23 protein-coding genes and 1 tRNA gene are annotated in these 24,955 nt (G+C 64.7%); 13 read left to right on the forward strand and 11 right to left on the reverse strand.

Translation table 11 applies throughout. The annotated features are described in order from the left end of the window. Window positions 1-18 precede the first annotated feature (18 nt). The gene (locus tag AABA84_RS03060; RefSeq protein ID WP_338311317.1) at window positions 19-504 is read left to right on the forward strand and encodes a hypothetical protein; all 486 of its coding nucleotides are present in this window, start codon (window positions 19-21) and stop codon (window positions 502-504) included. Window positions 505-684: 180 nt separating this feature from the next. Next, entirely contained in the window at window positions 685-1,614 is a 930-nt protein-coding gene (locus AABA84_RS03065; protein ID WP_338308792.1) for an alpha/beta hydrolase, read from the forward strand. A gap of 294 nt (window positions 1,615-1,908) precedes the next feature. Here AABA84_RS03065 and AABA84_RS03070 read toward each other — a convergent pair whose 3' ends face one another. After that, window positions 1,909-3,063: a DUF3047 domain-containing protein gene (locus tag AABA84_RS03070; protein ID WP_338311318.1), complete on the reverse strand. Its 1,155-nt coding sequence runs from the start codon at window positions 3,061-3,063 to the stop codon at window positions 1,909-1,911. A gap of 192 nt (window positions 3,064-3,255) precedes the next feature. On the opposite strand from AABA84_RS03070, the gene AABA84_RS03075 reads away from it, so the two are divergent. Beyond that, the gene (locus AABA84_RS03075) at window positions 3,256-4,278 is read left to right on the forward strand and encodes an AraC family transcriptional regulator (RefSeq protein WP_338311319.1); all 1,023 of its coding nucleotides are present in this window, start codon (window positions 3,256-3,258) and stop codon (window positions 4,276-4,278) included. A 138-nt stretch (window positions 4,279-4,416) separates the two neighbouring features. Further along, window positions 4,417-5,640 (forward strand): ABC transporter substrate-binding protein, encoded by a 1,224-nt coding sequence (locus tag AABA84_RS03080; protein ID WP_212252806.1) that lies wholly within the window; start codon window positions 4,417-4,419, stop codon window positions 5,638-5,640. Between the two features lie 267 nt (window positions 5,641-5,907). On the opposite strand, the gene AABA84_RS03085 is transcribed toward AABA84_RS03080, so the two are convergent. Next, window positions 5,908-7,470 (reverse strand): adenylate/guanylate cyclase domain-containing protein, encoded by a 1,563-nt coding sequence (locus AABA84_RS03085; RefSeq protein WP_338311320.1) that lies wholly within the window; start codon window positions 7,468-7,470, stop codon window positions 5,908-5,910. A 190-nt stretch (window positions 7,471-7,660) separates the two neighbouring features. Between AABA84_RS03085 and AABA84_RS03090 the strand changes: the two genes are divergently transcribed. Continuing rightward, window positions 7,661-8,752, forward strand: coding sequence for an enolase C-terminal domain-like protein (locus AABA84_RS03090; protein ID WP_338308796.1), 1,092 nt, complete (start codon window positions 7,661-7,663; stop codon window positions 8,750-8,752). Between the two features lie 8 nt (window positions 8,753-8,760). Here the strand turns inward: AABA84_RS03090 and AABA84_RS03095 are convergent, their stop codons facing one another. Further along, window positions 8,761-9,183, reverse strand: a complete 423-nt coding sequence (locus AABA84_RS03095; RefSeq protein WP_212252804.1) for a RidA family protein — start codon at window positions 9,181-9,183, stop codon at window positions 8,761-8,763. A 206-nt stretch (window positions 9,184-9,389) separates the two neighbouring features. On the opposite strand from AABA84_RS03095, the gene AABA84_RS03100 reads away from it, so the two are divergent. Then, on the forward strand, window positions 9,390-9,857 hold the full coding sequence (locus AABA84_RS03100) for an NUDIX hydrolase (protein WP_338311321.1): 468 nt from the start codon (window positions 9,390-9,392) through the stop codon (window positions 9,855-9,857). Between the two features lie 28 nt (window positions 9,858-9,885). Here the strand turns inward: AABA84_RS03100 and AABA84_RS03105 are convergent, their stop codons facing one another. The 4 genes from AABA84_RS03105 to cpdR form a co-directional block, all read right to left on the reverse strand. Beyond that, a complete protein-coding gene (locus AABA84_RS03105; protein WP_338311323.1) occupies window positions 9,886-10,434 on the reverse strand; it encodes a DUF488 domain-containing protein in 549 nt (182 codons plus the stop codon). Between the two features lie 32 nt (window positions 10,435-10,466). Next, on the reverse strand, window positions 10,467-10,694 hold the full coding sequence (locus AABA84_RS03110) for a hypervirulence associated TUDOR domain-containing protein (protein WP_212252740.1): 228 nt from the start codon (window positions 10,692-10,694) through the stop codon (window positions 10,467-10,469). A 199-nt stretch (window positions 10,695-10,893) separates the two neighbouring features. Next, a tRNA-Val gene (locus tag AABA84_RS03115) sits at window positions 10,894-10,968 on the reverse strand. Between the two features lie 75 nt (window positions 10,969-11,043). Then, a complete protein-coding gene (gene cpdR / locus AABA84_RS03120; protein WP_007597092.1) occupies window positions 11,044-11,403 on the reverse strand; it encodes a cell cycle two-component system response regulator CpdR in 360 nt (119 codons plus the stop codon). Between the two features lie 330 nt (window positions 11,404-11,733). Between cpdR and AABA84_RS03125 the strand changes: the two genes are divergently transcribed. The 3 genes from AABA84_RS03125 to AABA84_RS03135 all read left to right on the forward strand — a co-directional run bounded on the left by AABA84_RS03125 (window position 11,734) and on the right by AABA84_RS03135 (window position 14,925). Further along, entirely contained in the window at window positions 11,734-12,624 is an 891-nt protein-coding gene (locus AABA84_RS03125) for an N-formylglutamate amidohydrolase (protein WP_338311324.1), read from the forward strand. Window positions 12,625-13,155: 531 nt separating this feature from the next. Next, window positions 13,156-13,938, forward strand: a complete 783-nt coding sequence (gene hisN / locus AABA84_RS03130; RefSeq protein ID WP_212252736.1) for a histidinol-phosphatase — start codon at window positions 13,156-13,158, stop codon at window positions 13,936-13,938. Window positions 13,939-13,959: 21 nt separating this feature from the next. Beyond that, complete coding sequence (locus AABA84_RS03135) at window positions 13,960-14,925, forward strand: Bug family tripartite tricarboxylate transporter substrate binding protein (protein ID WP_338311326.1); 966 nt, start codon at window positions 13,960-13,962, stop codon at window positions 14,923-14,925. A gap of 218 nt (window positions 14,926-15,143) precedes the next feature. Here AABA84_RS03135 and AABA84_RS03140 read toward each other — a convergent pair whose 3' ends face one another. Next, entirely contained in the window at window positions 15,144-16,034 is an 891-nt protein-coding gene (locus AABA84_RS03140; protein WP_338311327.1) for a LysR substrate-binding domain-containing protein, read from the reverse strand. An 88-nt stretch (window positions 16,035-16,122) separates the two neighbouring features. On the opposite strand from AABA84_RS03140, the gene AABA84_RS03145 reads away from it, so the two are divergent. Further along, window positions 16,123-16,875, forward strand: a complete 753-nt coding sequence (locus AABA84_RS03145; protein ID WP_212252730.1) for a sulfite exporter TauE/SafE family protein — start codon at window positions 16,123-16,125, stop codon at window positions 16,873-16,875. Here AABA84_RS03145 and AABA84_RS03150 read toward each other — a convergent pair. Continuing rightward, window positions 16,872-17,282 (reverse strand): GFA family protein, encoded by a 411-nt coding sequence (locus AABA84_RS03150; RefSeq protein ID WP_212252728.1) that lies wholly within the window; start codon window positions 17,280-17,282, stop codon window positions 16,872-16,874. The genes AABA84_RS03145 and AABA84_RS03150 overlap by 4 nt on opposite strands. Window positions 17,283-17,349: 67 nt before the next feature. Next, window positions 17,350-17,982 carry a LysE family translocator gene (locus tag AABA84_RS03155; RefSeq protein WP_338308801.1) on the reverse strand — a complete coding sequence of 211 codons (633 nt, stop codon included), beginning with the start codon at window positions 17,980-17,982 and terminating at the stop codon, window positions 17,350-17,352. 248 nt (window positions 17,983-18,230) lie between these two features. Here AABA84_RS03155 and AABA84_RS03160 point away from each other — a divergent pair, with 248 nt between their 5' ends. Then, a complete protein-coding gene (locus AABA84_RS03160; protein ID WP_212252724.1) occupies window positions 18,231-20,027 on the forward strand; it encodes an adenylate/guanylate cyclase domain-containing protein in 1,797 nt (598 codons plus the stop codon). A 194-nt stretch (window positions 20,028-20,221) separates the two neighbouring features. Then, complete coding sequence (locus AABA84_RS03165; protein ID WP_338311329.1) at window positions 20,222-22,984, forward strand: di-heme-cytochrome C peroxidase; 2,763 nt, start codon at window positions 20,222-20,224, stop codon at window positions 22,982-22,984. 128 nt (window positions 22,985-23,112) lie between these two features. Here AABA84_RS03165 and AABA84_RS03170 read toward each other — a convergent pair whose 3' ends face one another. Continuing rightward, window positions 23,113-24,060, reverse strand: a complete 948-nt coding sequence (locus AABA84_RS03170) for an alpha/beta fold hydrolase (protein WP_212252720.1) — start codon at window positions 24,058-24,060, stop codon at window positions 23,113-23,115. Window positions 24,061-24,267: 207 nt separating this feature from the next. Here AABA84_RS03170 and AABA84_RS03175 point away from each other — a divergent pair, with 207 nt between their 5' ends. Further along, the gene (locus tag AABA84_RS03175) at window positions 24,268-24,729 is read left to right on the forward strand and encodes an Hsp20 family protein (RefSeq protein WP_212252717.1); all 462 of its coding nucleotides are present in this window, start codon (window positions 24,268-24,270) and stop codon (window positions 24,727-24,729) included. Window positions 24,730-24,955 lie beyond the last annotated feature (226 nt).

Consider the following 24,955-nt stretch of genomic DNA (forward strand, 5'->3'; position numbering starts at 1 on the left):
CCGCCGGGGAGCCGATGGATGCAGGCCCGCAGCTATGTCCTCACATCCGCCCTGGTCCTCGCCGGCGCGTCCGGTGCCTTCGGCGCCACGCCGGCAAAAGTCTCGGGCGCGACGGCGCTGGCGCTCGCGGGCGTGATCGCGCCGCTGTCGCCGGATCTGTCGGGTGCCGAGAAGAAGGCGGTGGCGATGCTGTTCGCCGGCGGCAACGACGTTCCCTACAAGAAGGCGATCGTGGTCAGCGCGGACAGGATCGTCTGCCGCACCGGCAATGTCGACATCACCGTTCGCAATTGCGAAGTGACCTTCGGCAAGAAAATGAGGACCGTGAACGGCTCCACCGCCAACGAGATCTTCGCCACCGAGGCGTTGGCCGGCATCCCGCCGGACGGTGCCGCGGGATCGAACTTCGAGAGCCTGACCCGGCTGAGCTGCACGATCGATCCCAACGCGATCAGGCGGAAGGACGGCAGCGGGGCGGACTGCACGTTCCAGCCGGGAAATTGAGCCAAAAGGACGCGCCAGGGCCGCATCGAAGGTGCCGTGAAATCGCCTCAAGACCAGCTGACTAATAGCCGCCAACTAAGCCGTCAACTAATAAGGCGAATTGAAAAGACAGGCCAAACGCGCGGGCCAAAATGAGGGGCGCAAGGCTGTGAGGGACGCAAGGCTGGCACAACATCCAAGATGAAAAATCTTCTCGCTTTTTTCCTGTTTCTGACCGTCACGACAGCCTCCGCGCATGGCCCGTTGCCGGCGCGGCTGACGGCGCCCTCCGACCTCATCCGGACAGGCCTGACCGATTCCGACACCACGGCCGGCGGCACCGCGCGGCTGTGCGAGCAGGTCACCTTCTCGCGGGGCCTGCGCTACGGCGAGAGCGAAGCAAACGTGCTCGATGTCGCCGCCAGCACGACCAAGGCGGATACGCCGCGGCCCGTGCTGCTGTTCGTGGCCGGCGACACTTTCACCGGCGATCACGCCGCGCCCGAGCTGTCGCGCCAGATCCAGGACCAGGTCATGTGCTTTGCCGCCCGCAACGACATGATCGGGGTGCGGGTCAACTATCGCCTGGCCCCCGGCGCGACCTGGCCGATGGGAGCGACCGACGTGGCGGCGGCGCTGTCCTGGGTTCACGGCAATATCGACCTGTTCAACGGCGATGCCCGCGAGATCGTCGCGATCGGCTACGGCGCCGGCGCCTTCCATGTCGCGACCCTGCTGGCGCATCCCGAGCTCCAGGCCGACCGCGCCGATGTCGCGGCCGTCGTGCTGGTGTCCGGCATCTATCGCGCCGGCAAGGATGCGAGCGACAGCGAGAAGGCCTATCTCGGCGGCGACGCCAGCCAGTACAACGCGCGCTCGGTGTTCCCCGGCATCCTCAATGTCGATGTGCCGATCGTGCTGGCCTGGGCCGCGGACGATTCCCCTGGCCTCGTGACGCAGGGCGAAACCCTGAAGAAGACGCTCTGTGGCGCCGGCCACTGTCCACGCAGCGCGCTGCTCCGCAGCCGCGACGGCATCGCCTCCGCGTTCGGATTGGATGGCTCCGGCGACAGCCTCGCCGAGCCGACGCTGCTGCTGGTGCATCAGCTCGAGGCGCGGGGGCTGCCGTAGGGTTGCGGCGGCTCGACGACGAACTCACACCATTTGCTGGGCTACCCCTCTCCCCCGCCCTCCCCCGCAAGGGGGGAGGGAGTCGAGCGGAGCGCGCAGCTGCACCGCCGCTCATCGCAAGCGCCCTGATGAATCGGTTCATTCGCCACAGCGACGGTGCGTCCCCTCCCCCCTTGCGGGGGAGGGTTAGGGAGAGGGGTGCCACACGGCACACTCTCTCAACCGGAAGATAGCGAGTGGACCGCCTGCGCCGCGCCGCCGACGGCGCGTCAAACACCCGCATCACCTCTCGCGCTAAACCTTGTGCACGGCGTTGTCGGCGGTGGTGACCGTGATATCGGCGTAGCGACAGGCGCCGTGGCGGCGCTGGAACGGCGCCACGGCCAGCAGCCAGATTTTCGAGATGGCCTTTGCCGATCCGCCAATATGAGCGGCGTAGTCTGCTGCGATGTCGCGCTCCTGCGCCTGCCAGGTGCCGAGGTCCGCCTTCCCGGAACGGACGATCATATGCGTCTCGATCGCGTTCCAGGCGGGTAACGGGCATCGGAAAACCTTGCCTTCAGGCAAATATTCGCTCCAGACATAAGTCAGATCCTGCCCGTCCTCGAACTTCACGCCGATCGAGAGATAATCGTGGGTCGCAGCCTGATCCTCCGCGACGACGGATGGCAATTGATCGATTTTCCAGCGCCATGCGAGGCGCGGACGCGAGACCAGTGGAAGCGACAGCGGCCGCTCGATGATACTGACATGGCCCGTGATGTCGCAGGCAATCTCGCCGTTGGCGCCCTGGCTGAAGACCTCCTGTCCACCGCCAAAGCCGAGCAGGTTCGACCAGCCCGGCGGCAGCTTGCCGCCACGCTCGAGACGCGCAAGCTCGGACTTGAGCTGACCATCGACGTCGCCATGCGCCAGGAGGCTCTTGATGCCCACCGCGGCATCACCACGCCACAGCAGCGCGACACCTGCCATCTTCACATCTGCCTTCTTGTAGATGTCTTCCGGCGTGCCCAAGGCCCCATCCTCATTGGCCCATTCCGCCGCCGAACGCGCGACCTCGATGCGTCCGTCATGAGCGACCGTCATGGTTCCCGTATCCAGCATCGGATTGTACATCGGCCGTTGCCCGCGCGTGCGCGCGTGGAAGATCAGGCCGGGACCGAACCAGAGATCGTGCTCGCGCGACAGCCACATGCGACCGCCCAGGAGGAACGTCACCTGCTGGCCCCGCGTCACGTCGAGACCGAGATCGGTCCAGGGCAAATCTGCACCGTTGATCTCGAATGCCTTGTAGGCAACCAGCTCCGGTGAATTCGCCTTCGCGATGATGTCCTTGACGCCGCTCACCGGATCCGCCGGCGCCGGAGCGCTCTGCTGCGCCGCGCGCGCCGTCTGCAATGCGGGCCCGGCAAAGGGCAGCACCAGGCCGAGCGCCGATGCACGCAACATGACATCACGCCGGGAAATTTTCCCGGCTGGAGACGAGAAGCCAAGACAAGCAAAGCACATGCATTCCTCCCTGCCCGTACGCGACACGGGCATCTGGCCGTATTCCGCGGAGATTCGGATGCTATGCTTTCGGGCCGAATTCAGCCTGCCATGACGTGCCGACCTGGCCGCCGGTTTGGCGCGTGAGGGCAGATGCACCAGACCGGTTACACACGCGCAAGCACGCTCGGTCCGATCGCGGAAGTCGTGACCATGGCCGGGGGATCGATCGAGCGGGTGTTTCGCCGCGCCGATCTTCCCCTCGCCTTGCTGGAATCGCCTGACACGCTGCTGCCACTGCGCGATCATTTCCGGCTGCTGATGGTGACCTCGCGGGAACTGCACGACGAAGTCTTCGCGGCCCGGCTTGGTCGCCAGACGTCGATGGCGGGCCTCGGAGTCTTCGGCCGATGGGTGAGCCAGGCACCGACCCTGCTCGAGGCGATCCAGCGCGCCGGAACGAGCCTGCCGCACATGCTTCAGAACGCCACGCAGCTGGTCGTCCGTCGCCACGGCCGCGACATTCACTGGTCCTACGAATTGGCCGACCCTGCGCGCGACGGACGCCAACAGAACGAGATGCTCGCGATCTGGTACATGATCGCCGTCGTCAGGCATTTTGCCGGCGCCTGCTGGCTACCGGACCGGATCGTCCTTGCGAATCTGGCAAGCCGGCTGCGATGCTCGGTCGGCGAATTGATGCGCACCGACACGGCCATCGGCAACGCCGCCAGCGCGATCGTTTTCGACCGCCGGCTGCTGACATCAGTCAACCCGGACCTCGAACAAGACGACGGGCTGAGAGCAAGCGAGCTCGGGCGCATTTTTGACCTGCCGGATCCGGAAGACCTGCCGGGCCGTCTGTCCGTCCTGATCGAACTGGAGCTGCTCGATCGGCGTCCCACCCTTTCACGCATCGGAAGCCGGTCGGGCCTCGCAAGACGAACATTGCAACGCAGGCTCAGCGATTTGGGCCTGAGCTACAGCGACCTGTTGCGAAACGCGCTACAGCGCCGGGCGGTACGGCTGTTGTGCCAGACGGACCGATCGATCGGCGACATCGCATCCATGCTCGGCTATGACGACCCCGCTCATTTCAGCCGGGCCTTCGAGCGCTGGAGCGGCGTCCCTCCCACCCGCTGGCGGCGGCTGCTCGAATCACGCCAGCGGCCGTAGGCGGCGGGTCAGCACGCCTGCCGTTTCATGCCCGGCCGCCGCAGCCGGCCACAGGATTGCCAAACGCCTGATCTAGATCAACTCGCCTTGGTGCGGACTGAGCCGACCTCGTTGGGGGCCAACGACAAGGTGTCGAGCATGCGCGTCACCGGCAGACTGCTGTTCATCTTGATTGCCGCACTCGCGTCGCTTGGCGCGATGTCCGAGCAACGCCCAGACCAACCCACAAGCGACAAGGAAATCCGCATCGGCAATGTCATGCCGTATTCGGGAGCGCTCTCTGAATTCGGCGCGATCGGTCAGGCGGAGGCCGCCTATTTCGACATGATCAACGCGCGCGGCGGCATCAATGGCCGCAAGATCCGCTTCATCACGCGCGACGACAATTCCGATCCGTCGACCGCGCTGGAGCTGACGCGCAATCTGGTCGAGAAGGACGACGTGCACCTGATGTTCGGATCGTTCGGCACGCCCGGCAATCTCGCCACGCGCTGGTATCTGAACGAGAAAAAGGTGCCGCAGCTTTTCGTCGCCTCCGGCGACGAGGAGCTGAGCCAGGCCAGGGCTTTCCCCTGGACCATGGGCTGGCAGCCGTCGATCCGGTCGGAGGGGCGCATCTACGCCAACTACATTCAGGCCTATTATCCCAGGAAGAAGATCGTCGTGCTCTGGCAGAACGACCAGTTCGGACGCATGCTCTACAAAGGAATCCAGGACGGACTTGGCGATCTGAACCGCCATGTCCTCGTCGACATCGCCTTCGACATCGGCGACGAGCACCTCGACGGGCACGTCTCGATCCTCAAGCGCGCGGGTGCCGATATCTTCGTCTTTCTCGGCGTGCCGTCGACGGCATCCAAGGTGATCAGGCTCGCGGCTTCGCTCAACTGGCGCCCGGTCTTCATCGTCAACGATACTTCCGCCTCGATCGCCAATGCGATGGCGCCCGCGGGCCTGGAGAATTCGGCCGGCGTGATCTCGGCCGCCTTCCTGAAGGATCCGAGCGACCCCGCCTGGAAAGACGATCCTGCCATGAAGGACTGGTTCGCCTTCATGGACAAGTACCATCAGGTCGAAAGCACCAACAACAGCGCCGCGGTCTATGGCTACGCCGCGGCCGAGGCGTTGACGCAGGTGCTGAAGCAATGCGGCGACGACCTGTCACGCGAGAACATCATGCGCCAGGCGGCTTCGCTGAGGGGTCATCAGCCATCCGTCGCGCTGCCCAATATCAGGATGAATACCTCGCCCAACAACTATCTGCCGATCAGGCAGATGCGGCTGGTGCAGTTCGACGGGCGGTCGTGGCAGCCCTTTGGCGAGGTGATCGAGACGGCGTTCACGGAAGGCGCGGCGCGGTGAGGTTTACCCAAACGCGGCCTTGAGACAGCGCGGCGTTCAAGCACGCACCGTTTGCTGGGCTACCCCTCTCCCCCGCCCTCCCCCGCAAGGGCGGAGGGAGCGCAGCGGAGTGCGCGGCGGCGCTGTGCCTCACTGTCGCGACTGATAGGAGCGAGCGCGTGCCACCCGAAAGGTACGTTCCCTCCCCCCTTGTGGGGGAGGGTTAGGGAGAGGGGTGCCACACGGGGACTCTCTCGATCAGAAAGCGCTACGCACGTTCGCGCCCCCTCACGCCGGCTTCAGCGAGGCCAGCGCGCTTTCCAGCAGCGCGCGCACGCGGGCCGCATCGCCGGATTTCACCACGGCGGGATCGAGATAAAGCTCGAGGCCGGGCGCGCGTTCGGTGATCACCCCGCTCCGCTCGGCCGCCGCGTCGTTCAGCGCGTCGACAGAATACGGAATGACCTCGCGGCTGATGCCCTTCATCGTGATCGCTGGCAGCGCATGGGCGCGGACGATGTCGCTGACCAGTGCAAAAGTCTCGTAGCTCAGCACGATGCCGCCGGGCTCGGCGATCGATTGCAGGCGGGCGGCGAGGTTCGCCTCGGCACCGATGATGGTGTAGTCCATGCGGTCGCTGCTGCCGAAATTTCCGACATTGCAATAGCCGGAATTGATGCCCATGCGCGAGCGGAACGGCTGCTCAATGCCGGATGCCCGCCATTTCGCATTGAGCTCGGCAAGACGCTGCTGCATGCGCCAGGCCATCTGCAGACAGGCCTGCGCGTCGGTGCGGTCGCCCTTGGTCTCGGGGTCGCCGAAGAAGATCAGCATGGCATCGCCGATGAACTTGTCGATGGTGCCGCCATATTCATGGGCGATCGCCGACATCTCCGTGAAATATTCGTTGAGGAGCTGGGTCAATTGCTCCGGCTGCAGCCGCTCGGCGGTGGCCGTAAAGTTCTGGATGTCGGAGAAGAAAATGGTGAGCTTCTTGCGCTCGGTGTGGATGGTGACGTCCTTCTGGCCCGAGAAGATGCTCTTGTAGACTTGGGGCGGGATGTAGCGCGAGATCTTCATCGACAGCGAGGCGAGGAAGTCGTTGGCGGATTCGAGCTCTCTGTTCATGCCCTTGATGCGGCTCGCCTGGCGGCGCTGGAGCGACAGGAACGACAGGCCGCAGCCCGCCGCGATCAGGAAATAGGCCAGCAGGAACTTGAACGAGAAGATGTTGGCGGCGATCGGCTGGGCAATGATCACCTCCTGGATGCCCCTGATGTCGCCGACCTTCCAGTCCTTCTTGGGGCTTTCGGGGTGGCTGTTATGACAGCTCACGCAGGCCGGGCCCATCGTGACGGGGGCAACCAGGCGGACCTTGTCGGAGAACAGCGAGGTCTCGGTCTCCACGATCTTCTGCTCGGGATCCTTCCTGAGCGCATCGAGCGCGTCCTTCTCGAACTTGTCGAGCTGGTGCGGCGCGCGGTTCTGGAACGGGAAGTCGGAGACGAAGCGATAGGTGATGTTCTCCTGCTGCGCGCCGATCACCCGCCCGAGCTCCAGCGACAGCGTCGCCGGGATCGGGATCGCGCCGGGGACGGATTCGTAATTGTGCACGACCTTGGTGGTGCCGTCGGGGTTGGCGAGCACGCGCCCGACCACGTTGGACGCGTAATAGCTGCGCACGCTCGTGATCACCGAATTGAGATCGACCGCCTGCCGGCGCAGCGCCGTCTTGCTCAGCTCGGTCAGGTCCAGCCACACCGCGAGCGGCAAAGCGAGCAGGAGGAATGCGATCATGGCGCCGGTGAGCAGGCCGCTCTTGCGCTGTTCTTCGGAGATCTCTTGTTTCACTCTGTGGCTCCGTTGTGAGCGATTTTGTCGCGGTGATCCGGCGCCCGCGATGGGACATGCGGCGGCACAGAGCCCAGAAAACGCAAGGCAGCGCAACCCCATTTCATGGTGGTCGCAGAACGCGCCTTTTCGTTTCATCACAGATGCTTAAGATCGGCATCAACCTGCATCCGCCCGCCTGGAGAGATTCATGACCGAGACCATTCGCATCAAACGCTTCCATGCGCGGCCCGTGATCGTGCCGATGAGCCTGCCGCTGCAGACCTCGACCGGCGCGGTCGCCAGGGCGCCGCTGGTGCTGATCGACTGTGAGACCGACCAGGGCGCGGTCGGGCACGCCTATCTGTTCTCCATCACGCCATCGGCCTTGAAGCCGCTGACGGCGATGGTCACGGAAATGTCAGACTTGCTTGCCGGCGACGAGCTGCTGCCGTTCGAGATCGAGCGCAAGCTGAGCCAGCGCTTCACCCTGCTTGGCCTTGCCGGCCTGCAGCGGCTGGCGCAATCCGGCATCGACATGGCGGCCTGGGACGCGCTTGCCCGAGCCAAGGGCCTGCCGCTGGCACGGCTGCTCGGCGGCGCGCCAAAGCCGGTCAGGGCGTACAATTCGAAGGGGCTCGGCATCATGCCGGCGGGCGCCGCGGTCGACGAGGCGCACAAGCTGCTGGCCGAGGGGTTTCAGGCCGCCAAGATCCGCGTCGGCCGACCCGACGCGCGGGAGGATCTCGCCGTCGTCCGCGCAGTGAGAAAGGCCGTCGGCGACGAGGTGACGCTGATGTGCGACTACAACCAGGCACTGACGGTGACCGAGGCCATCCAACGCGGCGAGATGCTCGACGACGAGGGCCTGACCTGGATCGAGGAGCCGATCCGCCACGACGACTATGCCGGCTGCGCCCGCATCGCCGACGCGCTGCATACACCCGTCCAGATCGGCGAGAATTTTGACAGCGCCTTTTCGATGCAATCCGCGCTGTCGGCGGAAGCCTGCGATTACGTGATGCCGGACGTGCAGCGCATCGGCGGCGTCACCGGCTGGCTGCGCGCCGCCTCGCTCGCCCATGCCGCCGGCATCGAGATGTCCACGCATCTGTTCTCGGAAGTCAGCGCGCATTTGCTCTGCGTGACGCCGACCGCGCATTGGCTGGAATATGTCGACTGGGCCGATGCGGTGCTTTCGACGCGGCTGAGGATCAAGGACGGCTTCGCGCTGCCGAGCGAGGAGCCCGGCAACGGGATTGCGTGGGACGAGGCGGCGGTTGCCAAATATCTCGTTGGATAGGCTGACCGCTACGACCGAACAGCGGCAATCATGTTGAGTTCGACCGGCGCCCCTCGCGGCAACTCGGCGACGCCGACGGACGTCCGCGTATGACGACCGCGCTCGCCGAGGCGTTCGATCAGCCGGTCGGAGGCACCGTTCATGACTTGCGACTGCTGGGTAAATCCAGGCGCTGAAGCGACATATCCAACGAGCTGCAGGACCTGGACGATCCTGTCCTCTCCGCCTGTGGCGTGATTGATGGCGGAAATGCAGAGATCTGCGCAAAGGGCTGCAGCTTCTTGTGCGGCCGCGATATCGACGTCTGCTCCGACCTTGCCCACATACAGCAGGTCTTCGCCGCGACGCGGCAGCTGGCCACTGACATAGGCAAGTCCACCATGGATGATCACCGGCAAATAGTTGCCGCCGGGCTTGTTCACGCTGCTCATCTCAATAGCCTGCCTTTTGCTTCACATCCGGCGAAGCGACGCATTTCGCCGCACGCCATAACTCGATCGCCCCAGCTCGTTGCCGTGGTGGATAACCGGACAATGGCAGGCGGCGAGTCATGGATCAAGGCTGCGAAGCCTCATCCGGCCCGACGGAGCTCGCCTCGCGCATTGCACAGCGGCGGCGCACGCGATATCGATCCGCTATGACCAGTTGGCGCCCGTATCCCCACATCCGCGTCGTCGCGATCGGCCTGCACTGGCGGGACGGGCGCCTGCTGGCGGCCGAAATTCGCGACGATGCCGGGCGGATCAAGGGCGTGCGCCCGCTCGGCGGAGAGATCGAGTTCGGCGAGAGCTGGCGCACGGCCCTGATGCGCGAGTTCAACGAGGAACTCGGCATCGCCATCACGCTCAAGGGCGCGCCGTTGGTGCTGGAGAACATCTTCATGCACGAGGGCGCAACCGGGCACGAGGTGATGTTCATCTGCGAGGTGGAGTTTCCCGACGGCGCCTTCGCCGACCGGGACCGCATCGACTTCCTCGAGGACAATGGAGAACAGATCGTCGCGCGCTGGTTCGACCTTGCCGACCTCGACGTGGACGGCGGACCAAGCCTCTACCCGACCGGGTTGAAGGATATGCTGCTCCAACCGGCGAGCCAGCCCGCTTGACGGCGTTGGCTAGCTCCACGCCGGGGATTTACGCGATTGGCTGATTTTCCGCCGGGTAGACCAGACGCTCGTCGGGAACGACCCGCGCAGCCGGATTCATCTCGGCCTCTTTGACCTGCCCCGGCCCCAGAATGTGAAACACCGTCTCGCCCGCCGCGAGCAAGTAGTCGGTGATGATCCGACGGTGACATCGCCACCACAATGTCTCGGCGCACATGATGGCGCAGCGCTGCACCTGCCCGACGGCGCGCAAATGTGCGAGCCCTTCGTGAAAGGCCGCGCCCATCGCGTGGTCGGCGTAATTGTGAAAGCTGACGTTCTGCCAGAACGCATTGGCCTCGCGCGGCACCTCGCGTTTGCGGCCGCGCAGGCCGCCGAGCGAGGCAATGTGCTCGTAGCCGATCGAAGCAGCCGCGAGCGATTGCGGCAGGGTCTCGCGATTATACTGCGGGTTGGTACGGGAGCGGGGCACGGTCCGAACGTCAGCCACGAAGGTGACCGCGCTGTCCTGCAACAATTCGACGAATTCCTCGATCGAACGTGTGGCGTGGCCGATGGTGAAGAACGGATGAGCCATGGTGACACCTCGACCGCTCGGCTCGGAAGCCGTCAGCTCTTCAACGACCGCAATGCGCGGCCCTTGTGCAGGGCGATGTGATCGGTCTTGTCGCTCCGAATTTCATATTGCGGATCCTCCGGGCTGGCGTGGTGCGTGTAGCCCTTGTAGTCGACGTCCTTGGTGTGGACGCGAAGGATATGGCCGCGTACGCGGCCGGCCTCGGAATTCCAGCTGACGTGGTCGCCGCGCTTGAAGGATTTTGTGGAGGTCTTCGGCATGGCGGAACAATGCCGTGGGAGTGGCGGCGTTCCAAGGTACGGAGCAAGCTGCACCAGTCCGTCTTCGCTCTCCGAGCTACGCCAGACACGCTTCGCATGGAGATCGTGGCTTGCCGAGCCGTAGCTCGCGGATACAGGCCCGCCTGCGCCCTTTGGGCTTCGGCGCGGCATCCTTCTCTCGGCTATCGCGAGCGAAGGATGGTGGGCGCGACAGGGATCGAACCTGTGACCCCTACCATGTCAAGGTAGTGCTCTCCCGCTGAGCTACGCGCCCTAATAGTCCACTTGCGTCGGGTTGGGTCCCTATAACGGCTCAGGGGACCCTGTGCAAGGACCGAAGGAGGCCGATTTAGGCCGCCAGCATCTTGTTCACTTCGCTGACCAATTCGCGCAAATGTACGGGCTTGGACAGCACCTTGGCGTTCTTGGGGGCGTCCGAATCCGAGTTCAGGGCGACCGCGGCAAAGCCGGTGATGAACATGATCTTGATGTCAGGGTCGAGTTCCGAGGCCCGGCGGGCGAGCTCGATGCCGTCCATCTCCGGCATCACGATGTCGGTGAGCAGCATCTCGAACGGCTCTTCCCGCAGCCGTTGATAGGCGGCCATGCCGTTGTCATGGGACGAGACCTGAAAACCGGCGTTTTCCAGCGCCTTGACCAGGAACCGGCGCATGTCGTTGTCGTCTTCGGCGAGCAGGATCTTTGGCATGGCAGGAATCGTCGCATCCCCAGAGGATATCAGCAGAGGTCACTAAGCCCGACAGAGGGTAAATTTGGGGTGAAAATCTTTACCCTGAGCCGGCCGCGCTGCCGCACTCTTGTGAACCGGAAAACGGCTCGAATCAATCGAGCCGCGCCGGCTCATCCCCGCCTCCCTGCCCACACGGTTAAGACCTGTTCCAATGACCATCACATCTTTTCGCTTGGCAGAATGGTTGCGATTCCGGACAATGACGACACATGAGAGCCGCTCGATCGGCCGAATCAATGCGGTCTGGCCACTGCCAGATCCCGGCGCGAAGGGACGAAGCCTGAGAAGATGACCCGGTTTGACGGCGAGACGTCGCCAGCCTTCGAGATCGTGGAGCCCGCGCAATGGCGCGCGCCGGTCATCTTCAACTCGCCCCATTCCGGCTCGACCTATCCGGACGAATTTTTGGCGGCCTCGCGGATCGACCTTCCGACGCTGCGGCGGTCCGAAGATTCCTTCATGGACGAGTTGATCGGCCATCTCAGCGAGCGCGGCTTTCCGACCGTGCGGGTCAACTTTCCCCGCTCCTATGTCGACGTCAACCGCGAGCCCTATGAGCTCGATCCCCGCATGTTCAGCGGACGGCTGCCGAGCTTTGCCAATACCCGCTCGATGCGGGTCGCCGGCGGCCTCGGCACCATTCCGCGCGTGGTCGGCGACGGCCAGGAGATCTACCGCGACCGCATCCTGGTCGACGATGCGCTGGGACGGATCGAGACGCTGTACAAGCCCTACCACCGCGCGCTGCGCCGGCTGATCAACAAGGTGCACCAGATGTTCGGCACCGTGGTGCTGGTCGACTGCCATTCGATGCCCTCGGTCGGCGTCAGCCGGGACGAACCGCGCCGGCCCGACGTCGTGATCGGCGACCGCTACGGCACGAGCTGCACGCCGCTCCTGCCCGACCGGGTCGAGGAGACCATGACCGGGCTCGGCTATTCGATCGGACGCAACAAGCCCTATGCCGGCGGCTTCATCACCGAGCATTACGGCAATCCCGCGAGCGGCCTGCATGCGGTGCAGCTCGAGCTCAACCGCGCGATCTACATGGACGAGCGGCGGCGCGAGCGGAGTGCACGCTTTGCGCAAGTGGCGTCCGACTTCGGCGTTCTCGCCGACGTGCTCGCGACCACGATTCCCTTCGGCGATCTCGGCCCGTTCCAGGCCGCGGCGGAATAGGCGCCGGCTTTTCTTCGTCAGATCGTGTTGTCTGTGATTGCGCGAACGCGTCTTCGCTTCGCTTTCGCTGCGCACCTTGAAACGAAAACGACAGGCGCAAAGAAAAAAGGGCCGCTCGCGAATGACGCAAGCGGCCCAAGTCTAGGGAGGAAACGCCCAAGGAGGGCAGCGGTAACGCCAAGCGCTACCGCACCGCAACAATATGCGACCGCGCCGCACAAAGTGCAAGGGCTTTTGAGCCATTTCCCATGCAATACGCACATGGCTCAATTGCTTCTATGGAAACCCAGATTCAGTTTCTTTGATAAGGAATTTCAATGGGTTGATAGTCATTTGCATACGAACAAGGCATATTCGGAACTAAGTTTTCAACTCTGTGATCGATATTTGGCCGGCAGATGACTTGGATGAGGCAGCGCCCCTCGGCATCCAAAATACCAGGGTGCAAAATCAAGACAGCGCTGCACGCGGGAGGCGAATTGGGCTAGGCAGGAGGGGAGCTTCATCCAACTTTCGCTTTGAGGATACGCCGTGACGGTGATCGACTTCTCCGCCTTCATCGGACGGCTCGCCACCGCCTCCGGCGAAACCATCCTGCCGTTCTTCCGCACCTCGCTGTCGATCGACGACAAGAGCAAGACCAAGGATTTCGATCCGGTCACGGAGGCCGACCGCGCCGCGGAGGCGGTGATGCGGCGGCTGATCAAGGCCAACTTCCCCCAGCACGGCATCGTCGGCGAGGAATTCGGCAATGAGCGCGAGGATGCCGACTACGTCTGGGTGCTCGACCCCATCGACGGCACCAAATCCTTCATCGGCGGCTTTCCGATCTGGGGGACGCTGATCGCACTGCTGCACAAGGGCGCGCCGGTCTACGGCATGATGCACCAGCCCTTCATCGGCGAGCGCTTCTCCGGCGACAACGGTTCGGCCACCTACAAGGGCCCGTCCGGCGAGCGCCGGCTCCAGGTCCGCCGCTGCGCCTCGCTTTCGGAAGCCACGACCTACACCACCAGCCCGCTCCTGATGAACGAGCGTGACCGCGCCATTTTCAGCCGTATCGAGCAGGGCGTGCGGCTGTCGCGCTATGGCGGCGACTGCTACTCCTATTGCATGCTGGCGGCCGGGCACGTCGATCTCGTGGTCGAGACCGAGCTGAAGCCTTACGACATCGCAGCGCTGATCCCGATCGTGACCGGCGCGGGCGGCGTCGTCACCACCTGGGAAGGCAAGCCGGCGCAGGGCGGCGGCCGCATCGTCGCGGCCGGCGACGCCAGGGTCCACGAAGAAGCACTGAAGCTTTTGAACCAGTAACAACGCGAGCGGAGGGCTTGCATGACCGTCTCACGCAGGCTTCTCCTTGGTTTGTTCCTGCTGCTGCCGTCAGCGGTGGTGGCGCAGAATTTTCCGACGAAGCCGATCAAGCTGATCGTGCCGTTCCCGGCCGGCGGCCCCAACGACATCATCGCGCGTGTCATCGGCCAGCGCATGTCGGAGCTGTCAGGGCAGCCGGTGCTGATCGACAATCGCGGCGGTCAGGGCGGCGTGCTCGGCACCGATGCCGTCTCCAAGGCCGCCCCCGACGGCTACACCATCGCGATCTCCTCAGCCGGCGCGCTCGCGATCAGCCCGAGCATGGAGAAGGTCGCCTACGACACCTTGAGCGACCTCACACCGGTGACGCTGGTTGCGACGGTGCCGGAGATGCTCGTGGTCGCAACCAACGTGCCCGCCAAGGACATCGGCGAATTGATCGCGCTCGCCAAGGCGCAACCGGGAAAGCTCAACTTCGCCTCCTCCGGCCCCGGCAGCCTGCCGCATCTGGCTGGCGAATTGTTCAAGCTGACGGCGAAGATCGACATCGTCCACGTGCCCTATCGCGGCGCCGCACCGGCCGTGAACGATCTGCTGGGCCAGCAGGTGCAGATGACCTTCCTCGATCTCCCCGTGCTGCTGCCGCAGGTCAAGGCCGGCGCGTTGCGGCCGATCGCGATGGGCTCGGCCGAGCGCGCCCCGACCGCGCCCGACGTGCCGACTCTTTCGGAAGCGGGTTTTCCCGATCTGCGTGTCGAGAACTGGTACGGCATGGTGGCGCCCAAGGGCACGCCGAAGGAGATCGTCGCGGCACTGCACGCCCTGGCGACGAAGGCGATGGCCGATCCCGCGGTGAAGGAGAAGCTCGCCGCGCAGGGCGCGACGCTGATTGGCGACGAGCCGGAGCATTTTCGCAGCTTCATCGCGGATGAGACTAGGAAGTGGGCGAAGGTGATCAAGGATGCCGGAGTCGAGACGGCAAAGTAGGGCTTGAGGCTCGCCACAAGCACTGCTGAGTTCCCTCCCCCCTTGTGGGGGAGGGCTAGGGAGAGGGGTTCACACGGGGACTCCATCGATCGCGGACAAGAACTTCTTCTTCACGACAGAGGCGCCTGTTCCTGGGCTACCCCTCTCCCCCGCCCTCCCCCACAAGGGGGGGAGCGCAGTTAGGCTCGCTGTTGCAGCGTCGGCTCACACCAGCACTCTCACACCGCCGCCGCCCGCAAATGCTCCACCAGCATCTTCGCCGGCCTTGGCAGCGTCTTGAAACTGCGCGCGCAGATCACGAGCTTGCGGTTGGCCCAGGTGTCGCGCAGGCGGACCATGGCGAGCGGCATCAGTTTTGCGCAGCGGCGGGCGGCGGATATCGGCACCAGCGCGACGCCGACATCGGCGGCGACCATCTGGCAGATCGCATCGAAGTCGCGCAGGCGCGCGCGGTAATGCGGGCGCATGCCGAGCCGGGCGGCGTGCTTCGAAATGTGCATCTGGAGCGCGGTGGCGCTGGTGAGCCCGACGAAGTCGCAACTGCCTGCTTCCTGAAAATCGATCTGGCGGCGACCCGCGAACGGGCCGCGCCGCGACGTCACCAATGTCAGGTGGTCCTCGCTGAACACGAAGCGCTCGATATGGTCGGGCAGCGCGTGCTCGGCGGCGAAACCGAGATCGGCGGCGCCTGCGGTGATCGCCGCCGCGATGTCGGTGCTCTCGCGCTCCTCGATGTCGATGGCGACGTCGCGGTGCTCGCGCAGGAAGCCGGCCAGCGCCTTCGGCAGATGTTCCGACAGGCCCGAGGTGTTGACGAGGAAATGCACGCTGGCGCGCACGCCGCTGGCAAAACCGGCGAGATCGCCGCGCATGGCATCGATCTGGTGGATCACGAGCCTGGCATGATCGAGCAGGCTCTCGCCGGCCGCGGTCAGCTCGACGCCGCGCCGCCCGCGCTTGAGCAGCGCGACGCCGAGCGCGTCCTCGAGCCCCTTGATGCGCGCGCTGGCCGAGGCCAGGGCCAGGTGCGACCGCTCGGCGCCGCGGGTGATGCTGCGCTGGTCGGCGACCGCGATGAAGAGTTGGAGATCGACGAGGTCAAAGCGCATGGCAGGTCTCCCAGCCTTCGTTCAGAGCGAAGGCTTACTCCGTAACCTCCAGATTGTGCGCCCGCGCGGCTTCGGTCAATGTGCTGGCATGATCGACCCGCTTCTCATTGTCATCGCCGCCGTGTTCCTGATCGCCGGATTCGTCAAGGGTGTGGTCGGGCTCGGCCTGCCCACGGTGTCCATGGGCCTGCTCGCGGTGAGCATGGCGCCGAGCCGCGCGATCGCCATCGTCATCGTGCCTGCCATCGTCACCAACATCTGGCAGACCTTCGTCGGCCCTTATCTGCGCGACATCCTGAAGCGGCTGTGGCCGCTGATGATCGGCACCGTGATCGGCTGCTGGCTCAATGCCGGCGCGCTGACCGGCCCGCATGCGCGCTACGGCACAATCGTGCTCGGCGTGCTGCTCATCATCTATGCCGTGATCGGGCTGAACAAGTTCCAGTTCCGCGTCGCGCCGCAGAACGAGAAATGGGTCGGCGGCGTGGTCGGTGTCATCACCGGCGTGATCTCGGCCTCGACAGGCGTGCAGGTGATCCCCTCGATGCCGTTCATGCAGGCGATCGGCATGGAGAAGGACGAGCTGGTGCAGGCGCTCGGCGTGTTCTTCACGACGGCGACACTGGCGCTCGCCTTCAACCTCACCGCCGGCGGATTATTGACGCCGGCCAATGCCGTGCCCGGCGCCGTGGGCATGGCGATGGCCTTTGCCGGCATGTTCTTGGGACAGTCGGTGCGGGCGCGGATGCCGGCCGAAGCGTTCCGCCGCTGGTTCCTGATCGCGATGATTTTGCTCGGCCTTTATCTGGCCGGCAGTGCGCTGCTCAAGGAATTCGCCTAGGATTTCGGCCCGTGGCCCGGCACCCATTTTTCGTGCTGGGGCAGGTCGTCCTCAATCGTCCACCATGGAGCACGCGAGGAGGTGAAGACGTGCAGGCGGGGCCTGACTTGCGGATCGTCGTCGAGCAGGCCGGCGGGAATGCTGACGGTTGGAAGATAGCTCGCCTTGCCCGGCGTCAGGCAGCCGCAGGTCTTGCACCGATAGCGGAAGCTCCCCGGCGCGGATTCGTAAGCCACCGTCATGTCCTCGCCCGCGACGAAGCGAAACTTGTCGGCATCGACATGGGCATAGGTCGCAAACGCCGCGCCGGTCAGCTTGCGGCAATTGACGCAGTGGCAGTGCGTCAGCGCGCGCACCTGATCAATCTCGAAGCGCACGGCGCCGCACAGACAGCTTCCTCGAACCATTGAAACCTCCCCCGCGCGGCCTCTTTCGCGGCCGATTGCGTCCGCACCCTCATTCGTTCGAATGAGCCTACCGCGTCTCCAGCATGGCGACGCGGATGCCGAGATAGATGAAGAGGCCGCCGAGCGCGCGGTTGACCCAGGCGATCGCGCCTTCGGACTCGCGCAGGCGGTGGGCGGCTTTGGCCGCGAACGCGGCGAGCACCAGGCACCACAGTGTTCCTGTAGAGATGAAGATCAGGCCGAGCGTCAGGAAGGCGAGCGGCTTGTGCGGTGAATCGGCCGCGACGAATTGCGGCAGGAAGGCCAGGAAGAACAGCGCGACCTTGGGATTGAGCGCGTTGGTGAAGACCCCCTGGAGGAAGACCCGCCGCAGCGAGCTCCGCACCGGCTCGTCGATCGCCGCCGCCAGCACCGGGCGCGACCACAGCATCTGAAGCCCGGTGAACACGAGATAGGCCGCGCCGACCAGCTTCAGGATCGAGAAGGCGGTCGACGAGGCCATCAGCAGGGCCGAAAGCCCGATCGCGGCGGCCGCGACATGGACGAAACAGCCGCAACTGATGCCCAATGCGGCCGCGGCTCCGCCCCGCCAGCCCATCTGCATGCTGCGGCCGATGACGTAGACGGAATCAGGCCCCGGCGTGATGTTGAGCAGCACGCCCGACAGGATGAAGAGCCCGATTTCGTGAATGCCCAGCATGCAAAGGTGCCCCCTGCCGCCCGTTCCGGCGGTCGCAATTCCGCTTAGTCGGTTCGCTCCTCCTCGTCCACCGCCGGGATTGCGGAGGATTTACCTCGAATTTGCAATGCGGATCATGCTTCCGCTCGGCCACATCTGCTTTATAAAGGCGAGGTTCTTGAAATGTGGGATTCGAGCCGACTTGCCACGCCGTGGCCAGTCCCAGGTCCCTTCACGATCACTTATCGATCCCTTGGAGCTTCCGGGATATGGAAAGACGTCTGGCCGCCATCGTCTGCGCCGATGTCGCCGGCTATTCGCGCATGATGGGCAGCGACGAGGCCGGCACCCATGCCGCCTTCAAGGCCCATCGCAGCGCGATCCACCCGATCATCCTCAATCACGGCGGCCGCGTCGTGAAGAACACCGGCGACGGCTTCCTGCTGGAGTTCCCCTCGATCGTCGGCGCCACCGAGGCCGCGATCGCGATGCAGACGCTGATGGCGGAGCGTAACCACCATCTGCCGGCCGACCGTGCCATGCAGTTCCGCCTCGGCATCCACATGGGCGACGTCATCGCCGATGAGGACGAGGTATTCGGTGACGATGTCAACATCGCCGTCCGCCTGGAATCGGTCGCGAGCCCCGGCGGCTTCGCGATCTCGGCCAAGGCCTACAAGGAGGCGAGCAAGCATCTCAGCGCGCCGCTGGTCGATGCCGGCAATCATCGCTTCAAGAACATTAAGGATGCGGTCGGGGTCTGGACCTGGACACCGGAGGGTGCACCGGCGCTCGCCCCCGAGCTCCGGGAGGCGTCCACCCTCTCGCAACAGTACCGCACCGCGATCGTCGGCGTGCTGCCCTTCGCCAACCTCAGCGATGCCCAGGACGAATATTTCTCCGACGGCCTCACCGAGGATCTGATCCACGCGCTGTCGCTGCAATCCTTCTATCGCGTGCTGAGCCGCAACTCGACCTTCGCCTTCAAGGGCAGGAACACCAGCACCCGCCTGATCGCGCGCGAGATCGACGCCACCTATCTGATCCAGGGTTCGGTACGGCGCGCCGGAACCAAGATCCGCGTCACCGCCGAGCTGATCGCGCCGGAGACCGGCGAGCAGCTCTGGACCGGCCGTTACGACCGCGACATCGGCGACTTCTTCGCGATGCAGGACGAGATCACGACCAATCTGTCCGCCGCCATCGCCACCGAGATCGTCCGGGCGGAAGCTTCGGCGCCTGCGCGGCTCTCGACCGACGTCACCGCCTGGGATCGCTTCCTCAAGGGGCTGTCGCATTACTACCGGCAGACCAAGGAGGACCTGACTGCCGCCGTCGATCTGTTCCGGGAAGCCATCAGGGTCGATCCCAAGCTGTCGATCGCGCACGCCTATCTCGCCACGATCCAGATTCAGAGCATCCAGTTCGGCTGGGTCAAGGGCACGCGGGAGATGTGGGCCGAGGCGATGAACCTCGCCGAAACCAGCGTCCGGCTCGACCCGCGCTCGTCCTTCGCGTTCTCGAGCCTGTCCTGGGCGCACGCCATGGAAGGGCATTACGAGGCGGCGATGGACGCGGCCAAGCGCGCGGTCGCGCTCAATCCCTACGACATGGGCGCGCGCGGCGTGCTCGGCATCTGCCATTTCGTCATCGGCGAGCACCGGGAGGCGATCGAGATGTTCTCGATGGCCGCGCAGCGCGACAACAGCGACCCGCGCTACCAATGGGCGGCGCTCAACGCCTTCAGTCATTATCTGTTGCGCCAATATGACGCGACCCTGTCATGGGCGCGCGAGCAGCTTTACATCAACCCCAACCACATGCAGGCGCTGGCGATCCGCGCCGCGGCCCTGGCGCAATTGGGCCGGACCGCCGAGGCCAGCGAGGCGACCGGCGTGCTGATGGGCAACTACCCGACCCTCAATGTCGATCGTCACTTGCGCAACTTCCACTGGAAGCGGCCCGAGGATCTCGCCCACTATCGCGAGGGGCTGCTGAAGGCCGGCGTGCCGCTCGGCAAGCTGACCCTGGTTCAGAGCGACATCAAACGCGTCGCCGAATCCTGACCGGCAGGCCGCGATCCCCTGCGGTCGGTCCCGCACTTCTTTGCCGGAACACGCCCGCTTTTGTTGACAGAACAGTGAATTCGGCCACACTTCGCCACACGCTCAAGTAGTATAGCTTGCTGCCGGTTTGTTAGGACTTTCCGCGCTTGATCGGCGCCTCATTTCACGATTCGCTGTTTTCAGGATTTTGGGCCATGCATGACCCCGCTTCGAAACCGCCGTTCGACCCCTCGATTCAGGTCTCGCCGAACAATCCCTGCCCATTCCTGCGCGGCCTCGTCGGCGAGGGCTTTGTCGAGGGCGGCACTGTCCCGCTCGGCAAGCTGTCGGAGACGATCGCTAACGCGACCGGCGAAACCGGACTGAAGAAGGCGTCTGCCCGGCTCCAGGTCCGCGGCGTGGCGCTCATCGCCAACGGTCTCGGTCACATCCTCAGAAGCATCTTTTCGGGCGCGCAGCTCGATGCGCTGCGCGGCGGCCCGCTGGACAAGCGCGGTGCCGGCTCGCGCATCCTCGGAGTCGACGGCAAGGTCAACGAGGACGAGATCGCGCGGCTCGCGAGTTTCGGCCGGACTTACTCCGATCCGAACGGCGGCTCCGAGCTGGGCCTCAACGCCTCGGAAATCGACATCTTCATGCGCGACAACCTCAAGCGCGCCGGCAGCGCCGCGCGCTGGTACTACCCGCTGCTGATGAAGTTCGAATGGCCGATCCTCCTGAAGATCATCGGCAAGGGCACGGGCGAGGATCGCTATCTCGGCGTTGCCGACGTGCGCACGCTGTTCAACGAGCGCCAGTTCCCGGCGCGCATCAACGAGCGGCTGGTCCCGCCGGTGCTGTCGACCTGCCAGCGCGTGGTGCGGGGCGCCCTCAAGCTTGCGGCCCTGCTGATCGCCATCGGCCTCGTTGCCCTCGTCGCGGTGGCCGAATTCCCCAATCAGGTTCGCGCCATGCTGCCGCAGAAGGGCATCCTGGTGAATCTTCTGCCGCCGCCCTTGCCTTCGGTCCCCGCGGCAAAGGCAGCTTACTGGCTCGACCAAAACTGGTCGCTGAAGGACCGGCACTGGTTCCATCATGCCAGCCAGGGCACCGCGACCTTCCCGGTGCCCTATGAGTGGTTCATGGCGCTGGAGCAGCCGCGGCTGCATCTGTTCTCGAAGCCGGGCATGATGAAGGACAGCGCCTACCTCGAAGGCTTCGGCTTCATCCCGAGCCCGCAATCGATTCAGACCGACACGGCGACGCTGCGCCGCTTCGGTTACGCCAATGTCTATGAGACGACGCAGGCGCCGGACTGGTCAACCAGATGGACGCCGGTGGAGAACGTCGACGGCCTGCCGGTTGGCTTCGCGCGGATGACCGGCGTCCTCGATCCCGCGACCGGCCGTCGCGAAGAGGACAAGATCGGGCTGACCTGCGCGGCCTGCCACACCGGCCAGATCCATTACCAGGGCGTGGACGTGCGCTTCGACGGCGGCCCGGCCATGACCGACCTGAAGAAGCTGGAGCTCTCGACCGGCCTGTCGATCGCCTACACCCTGTATGTCCCGTTCCGCTTCCAGCGCTTCGCCGATCGCGTGCTCGGCCCCGATGCCAGCAAGACGGATCGCGCCGCGCTCAAGCAGAAGCTCAGCGCGATCGGCACGTTCCTGATCGACTGGGCGAAAACCCAGCAACAGACGGTTGAAAGCAAGAAGACCTGGAACGGCAGGCAGCAGCAGGACACGGAGGAAGGGTTCGGCCGCCTCGACGCTCTCAATCGCATCGGCAACCAGGTCTTCTCGCAGGATCTCGCGCTGAGCGGGGTCAAGGGCTTCGAGAAGAACCTGCACGCCCAGGACGCCCCGGTCAGCTACCCCGCGATCTGGACCGTGCCCTGGTTTAAATTCGCCCAGTACGACGCATCGATCGAGCAGCCGTTAATTCGCAATGCCGGCGAAGCGCTCGGCGTGACCGCGCTGCTCAACCTGTCCGACGCCTATCCGGAGGACCGGCTGTGGCGGTCCTCCGTGAACATCAGGACCCTCGGCTGGATCGAGGACATGCTGAGAGGCCCCGATCCGTTCAAGCCGGCCGATCCCTCCGCCGATCCGAAATTCGGCGGCCTGCTGGCGCCGCAATGGCCCTCGCAGATCCTCGGCGACGCATGGAGGATCGATCAGGCCAAGGTCGAGAACGGCCGCAAGATCTACACCGAGATGTGCTCCGGATGTCACCTGCCGGCCGTCAACACCAAGGCTTTCTGGTCCTCGACACATTGGGAGCCGAGCGGCGACAGCAAGGTCCTGAACGCGGTCACGATTCCCCTCAAGGAGATCAACACGGATCCCGAACAATCCCTTGTTCTCAGCAGCAGGATCGTCGACGTGCCCGGCTTCCTGAAGGTGAATACGGCCGACCTCCAGACATGGTGGCAATGCGACATCCCGACCGCGAGCAAATCGCCCAATGAGATGGTCTATGCGCTCGGCCTCATGACGGTGGTCGACATCGTCGCCCGCAAATGGATGGACGACGAGAAGGTCCCGGAGGCCGAACGGGCGAAAATGTGGAATCTCGCGCGCAAGAACTGTCTCAACCCGGCGCCGGACCCGCGCTATCGCGCGCGGCCCCTCAACGGCATCTGGGCTACTGCGCCTTACCTGCACAACGGTTCGGTGCCTTCGCTGTACTGGTTGCTGAAGCCGGCGAACGAGCGCCCGACCAAATTCTGCATGGGCCGCCGCGACTATGATCCCGTGACCGTCGGCTTTGCAGTGACCGCGGATGAGAAGTGCAAGACGGGCGAAACGCAGTTCTCGGCGGGGTCGGAGAAGGACCCGATCCAGGGCAACAGCGTGCTCGGCCATTCCTTCGAGCGCAAGCCGGGCGAAGACAAGCGTCCTGGCGTCATCGGCCGCGAGTTCAAGGACGATGCCGAGCGCTACGATCTGATCGAGTATCTGAAGACGCTGTAGTTGAATTCGATCGCAGATCGAATTCGGGTGAGGGGGACTCTCCGCGAGTCCAACTCCCACCGTCCTTGCGGAGACTCACCCTCACCCCAACCCTCTCCCCGCAAGCGGGGCGAGGGAGAAGCCCCCCCTCACTTGAACAGCGGCGTGCCCGGCACGAAGGCGTCGAAGGCGGCCCAGAATTGGGAGCGGTAGCGGTCCTGCTCCTGGAGGATCTCGTGCTTGGCGCCGGCGATCACGAGGTGGGAGCCGGCGCGCAGATGATAGGCGAACTCCTCGATCGCCGCGGTCGAGACCACGGTGTCGTTGGAGGCCGCCAGCATCAGGATCGGCTGGCGGATCTGCGAGGGGTAGTTCTTGCCCTTGAAGGTGTTCATGGCGCGGAAGGCGGTATCGGCCCAGGCCACGGTCGGTGATGCCAGCCCGAGCGTCGGGTCCTCCTCCAGGATCGCGGCATTGCGTGCATAGCGGACGGGATCACTGGTCACGGGGTTGTTGATGAAGGGATCGAGCCCGGTGAGACGGTCGCTGCCGCCGGGGACATAACGGCCCCCCTGCCCGAGCAGGCGCATGGTCTTGAGCAGCGCACGCACCGGAAGCGAGGTGGTGCGCCCGGGCAGGTCGATCATCGGCGCCGACAGCACCATGCGGTCGAACCAGCGCTTGCCCGCATGCGCCACCCGCAGCATCACCGTGCCGCCCATGGAGTGGGCCAGCGCGAAGAACGGCGGCGGGCAATCCGGCAGCACGACCTGCTGCACGAAGGCCTCCACGTCGACCTCGAAATCGGAGAAGTCGCGCACATAGCCCTTGCGCGGGTCGCGCAGGCGGCGCGAGGAATGGCCCTGCCCGCGCCAGTCGATCATCGCCACCGCAAAGCCGCGGTCGCGCAAATCACGCACGGTCTCGAAATATTTCTCGATCTGCTCGCTGCGTCCGGTGAAGACGCAGACGGTGCCCTTGCGGTTCGCCGGCGGCGCCCAGCGCGCAAAGCGCAGCTCGGCACCATCGGGCGTCTTGATGGTACCGCTGACGACGTCTTCGGGGACGGGATTGGACGGGATCGAGACCAGCGTCATTGGGCGCGAAGTGCTGCAAATCAAGGGGCTGAGCGCCGAAAAGGCGCAAGTTGCCGCCCTCTTGAACGCCGTTCCCTTGAACCCATATCACCATGGTGCAGGCCGCTACCAGTGTTTCGGAACCGGAACATCAGGCTGCACACAGACTAAAGCCCGGCCCGATTGGCGGGCGGGTTACCCAACAGTCGCTCAATGGAGGACTTGACCATGCGTAGCTACGATCTCACCCCCTTCTATCGTTCCACCGTCGGCTTCGACCGCCTCTTCAGCCTGCTCGACCAGGCCAGCTCTGACGGCAGCCCCGGTTATCCCCCCTACAATATCGAGCGTACCGGCGAGAACGCCTACCGCATCACGGTTGCGGTCTCGGGCTTCGCCAGGGATGAGCTCTCCATCGTCGCGAAGGAAAATACGCTGACGATCAAGGGCGGGAAGGCCGCAGGCGAGAACAGCAAGAACGAAGTGCTCTACCGCGGCATCGCCGCGCGTGCCTTCGAGCGCGCCTTCCAGCTCGCCGACTTCGTGCAGGTGAAGGACGCCTCGCTCGAGAACGGGCTGCTTCACGTCGACCTCGTCCGTGAGATTCCCGAGGCGAAGAAACCGCGCCAGATCGCGATCAACGCCAGCGCACCGAAGGCGCAGGTGATCGAGAGCTCGGTCGCCGCCTAAGCACGGCACGCCACTTCCAGGTTTGAGAAAACGCCCCGGTGCCCCGGGGCGTTTTTTTACTTGCCCAGTTGTGTCGCGAAACGCCGCGAGTAGCCCCGCAGCGACTCCTCCGTCGATATACTTCGTACCGGCCTGTTTGTCAGTGCTGCAGAATCCAGCGGCAGTTTTCGGTTGAAATGGAAATACAGGTTGGGCCTGTCGTTCTACGTTACCCCACACTGCAAGC

The sequence above is a fragment of the Bradyrhizobium sp. TM239 genome, assembly GCF_036247985.1.
Lineage (GTDB): Bacteria > Pseudomonadota > Alphaproteobacteria > Rhizobiales > Xanthobacteraceae > Bradyrhizobium > Bradyrhizobium ottawaense.

Coding starts and splice junctions, on each gene's coding strand:
- AABA84_RS03060 (WP_338311317.1), top strand. CDS start 19: ATGCAGGCCCGCAGCTATGTCCTCACATCCGCCCTGGTCCTCGCCGGC.
- AABA84_RS03065 (WP_338308792.1), top strand. CDS start 685: ATGAAAAATCTTCTCGCTTTTTTCCTGTTTCTGACCGTCACGACAGCC.
- AABA84_RS03070 (WP_338311318.1), bottom strand. CDS start 3,063: ATGTTGCGTGCATCGGCGCTCGGCCTGGTGCTGCCCTTTGCCGGGCCC.
- AABA84_RS03075 (WP_338311319.1), top strand. CDS start 3,256: ATGCACCAGACCGGTTACACACGCGCAAGCACGCTCGGTCCGATCGCG.
- AABA84_RS03080 (WP_212252806.1), top strand. CDS start 4,417: ATGCGCGTCACCGGCAGACTGCTGTTCATCTTGATTGCCGCACTCGCG.
- AABA84_RS03090 (WP_338308796.1), top strand. CDS start 7,661: ATGACCGAGACCATTCGCATCAAACGCTTCCATGCGCGGCCCGTGATC.
- AABA84_RS03095 (WP_212252804.1), bottom strand. CDS start 9,183: ATGAGCAGCGTGAACAAGCCCGGCGGCAACTATTTGCCGGTGATCATC.
- AABA84_RS03100 (WP_338311321.1), top strand. CDS start 9,390: ATGACCAGTTGGCGCCCGTATCCCCACATCCGCGTCGTCGCGATCGGC.
- AABA84_RS03105 (WP_338311323.1), bottom strand. CDS start 10,434: ATGGCTCATCCGTTCTTCACCATCGGCCACGCCACACGTTCGATCGAG.
- AABA84_RS03110 (WP_212252740.1), bottom strand. CDS start 10,694: ATGCCGAAGACCTCCACAAAATCCTTCAAGCGCGGCGACCACGTCAGC.
- cpdR (WP_007597092.1), bottom strand. CDS start 11,403: ATGCCAAAGATCCTGCTCGCCGAAGACGACAACGACATGCGCCGGTTC.
- AABA84_RS03125 (WP_338311324.1), top strand. CDS start 11,734: ATGACCCGGTTTGACGGCGAGACGTCGCCAGCCTTCGAGATCGTGGAG.
- AABA84_RS03135 (WP_338311326.1), top strand. CDS start 13,960: ATGACCGTCTCACGCAGGCTTCTCCTTGGTTTGTTCCTGCTGCTGCCG.
- AABA84_RS03140 (WP_338311327.1), bottom strand. CDS start 16,034: ATGCGCTTTGACCTCGTCGATCTCCAACTCTTCATCGCGGTCGCCGAC.
- AABA84_RS03145 (WP_212252730.1), top strand. CDS start 16,123: ATGATCGACCCGCTTCTCATTGTCATCGCCGCCGTGTTCCTGATCGCC.
- AABA84_RS03150 (WP_212252728.1), bottom strand. CDS start 17,282: ATGGTTCGAGGAAGCTGTCTGTGCGGCGCCGTGCGCTTCGAGATTGAT.
- AABA84_RS03155 (WP_338308801.1), bottom strand. CDS start 17,982: ATGCTGGGCATTCACGAAATCGGGCTCTTCATCCTGTCGGGCGTGCTG.
- AABA84_RS03160 (WP_212252724.1), top strand. CDS start 18,231: ATGGAAAGACGTCTGGCCGCCATCGTCTGCGCCGATGTCGCCGGCTAT.
- AABA84_RS03165 (WP_338311329.1), top strand. CDS start 20,222: ATGCATGACCCCGCTTCGAAACCGCCGTTCGACCCCTCGATTCAGGTC.
- AABA84_RS03170 (WP_212252720.1), bottom strand. CDS start 24,060: ATGACGCTGGTCTCGATCCCGTCCAATCCCGTCCCCGAAGACGTCGTC.
- AABA84_RS03175 (WP_212252717.1), top strand. CDS start 24,268: ATGCGTAGCTACGATCTCACCCCCTTCTATCGTTCCACCGTCGGCTTC.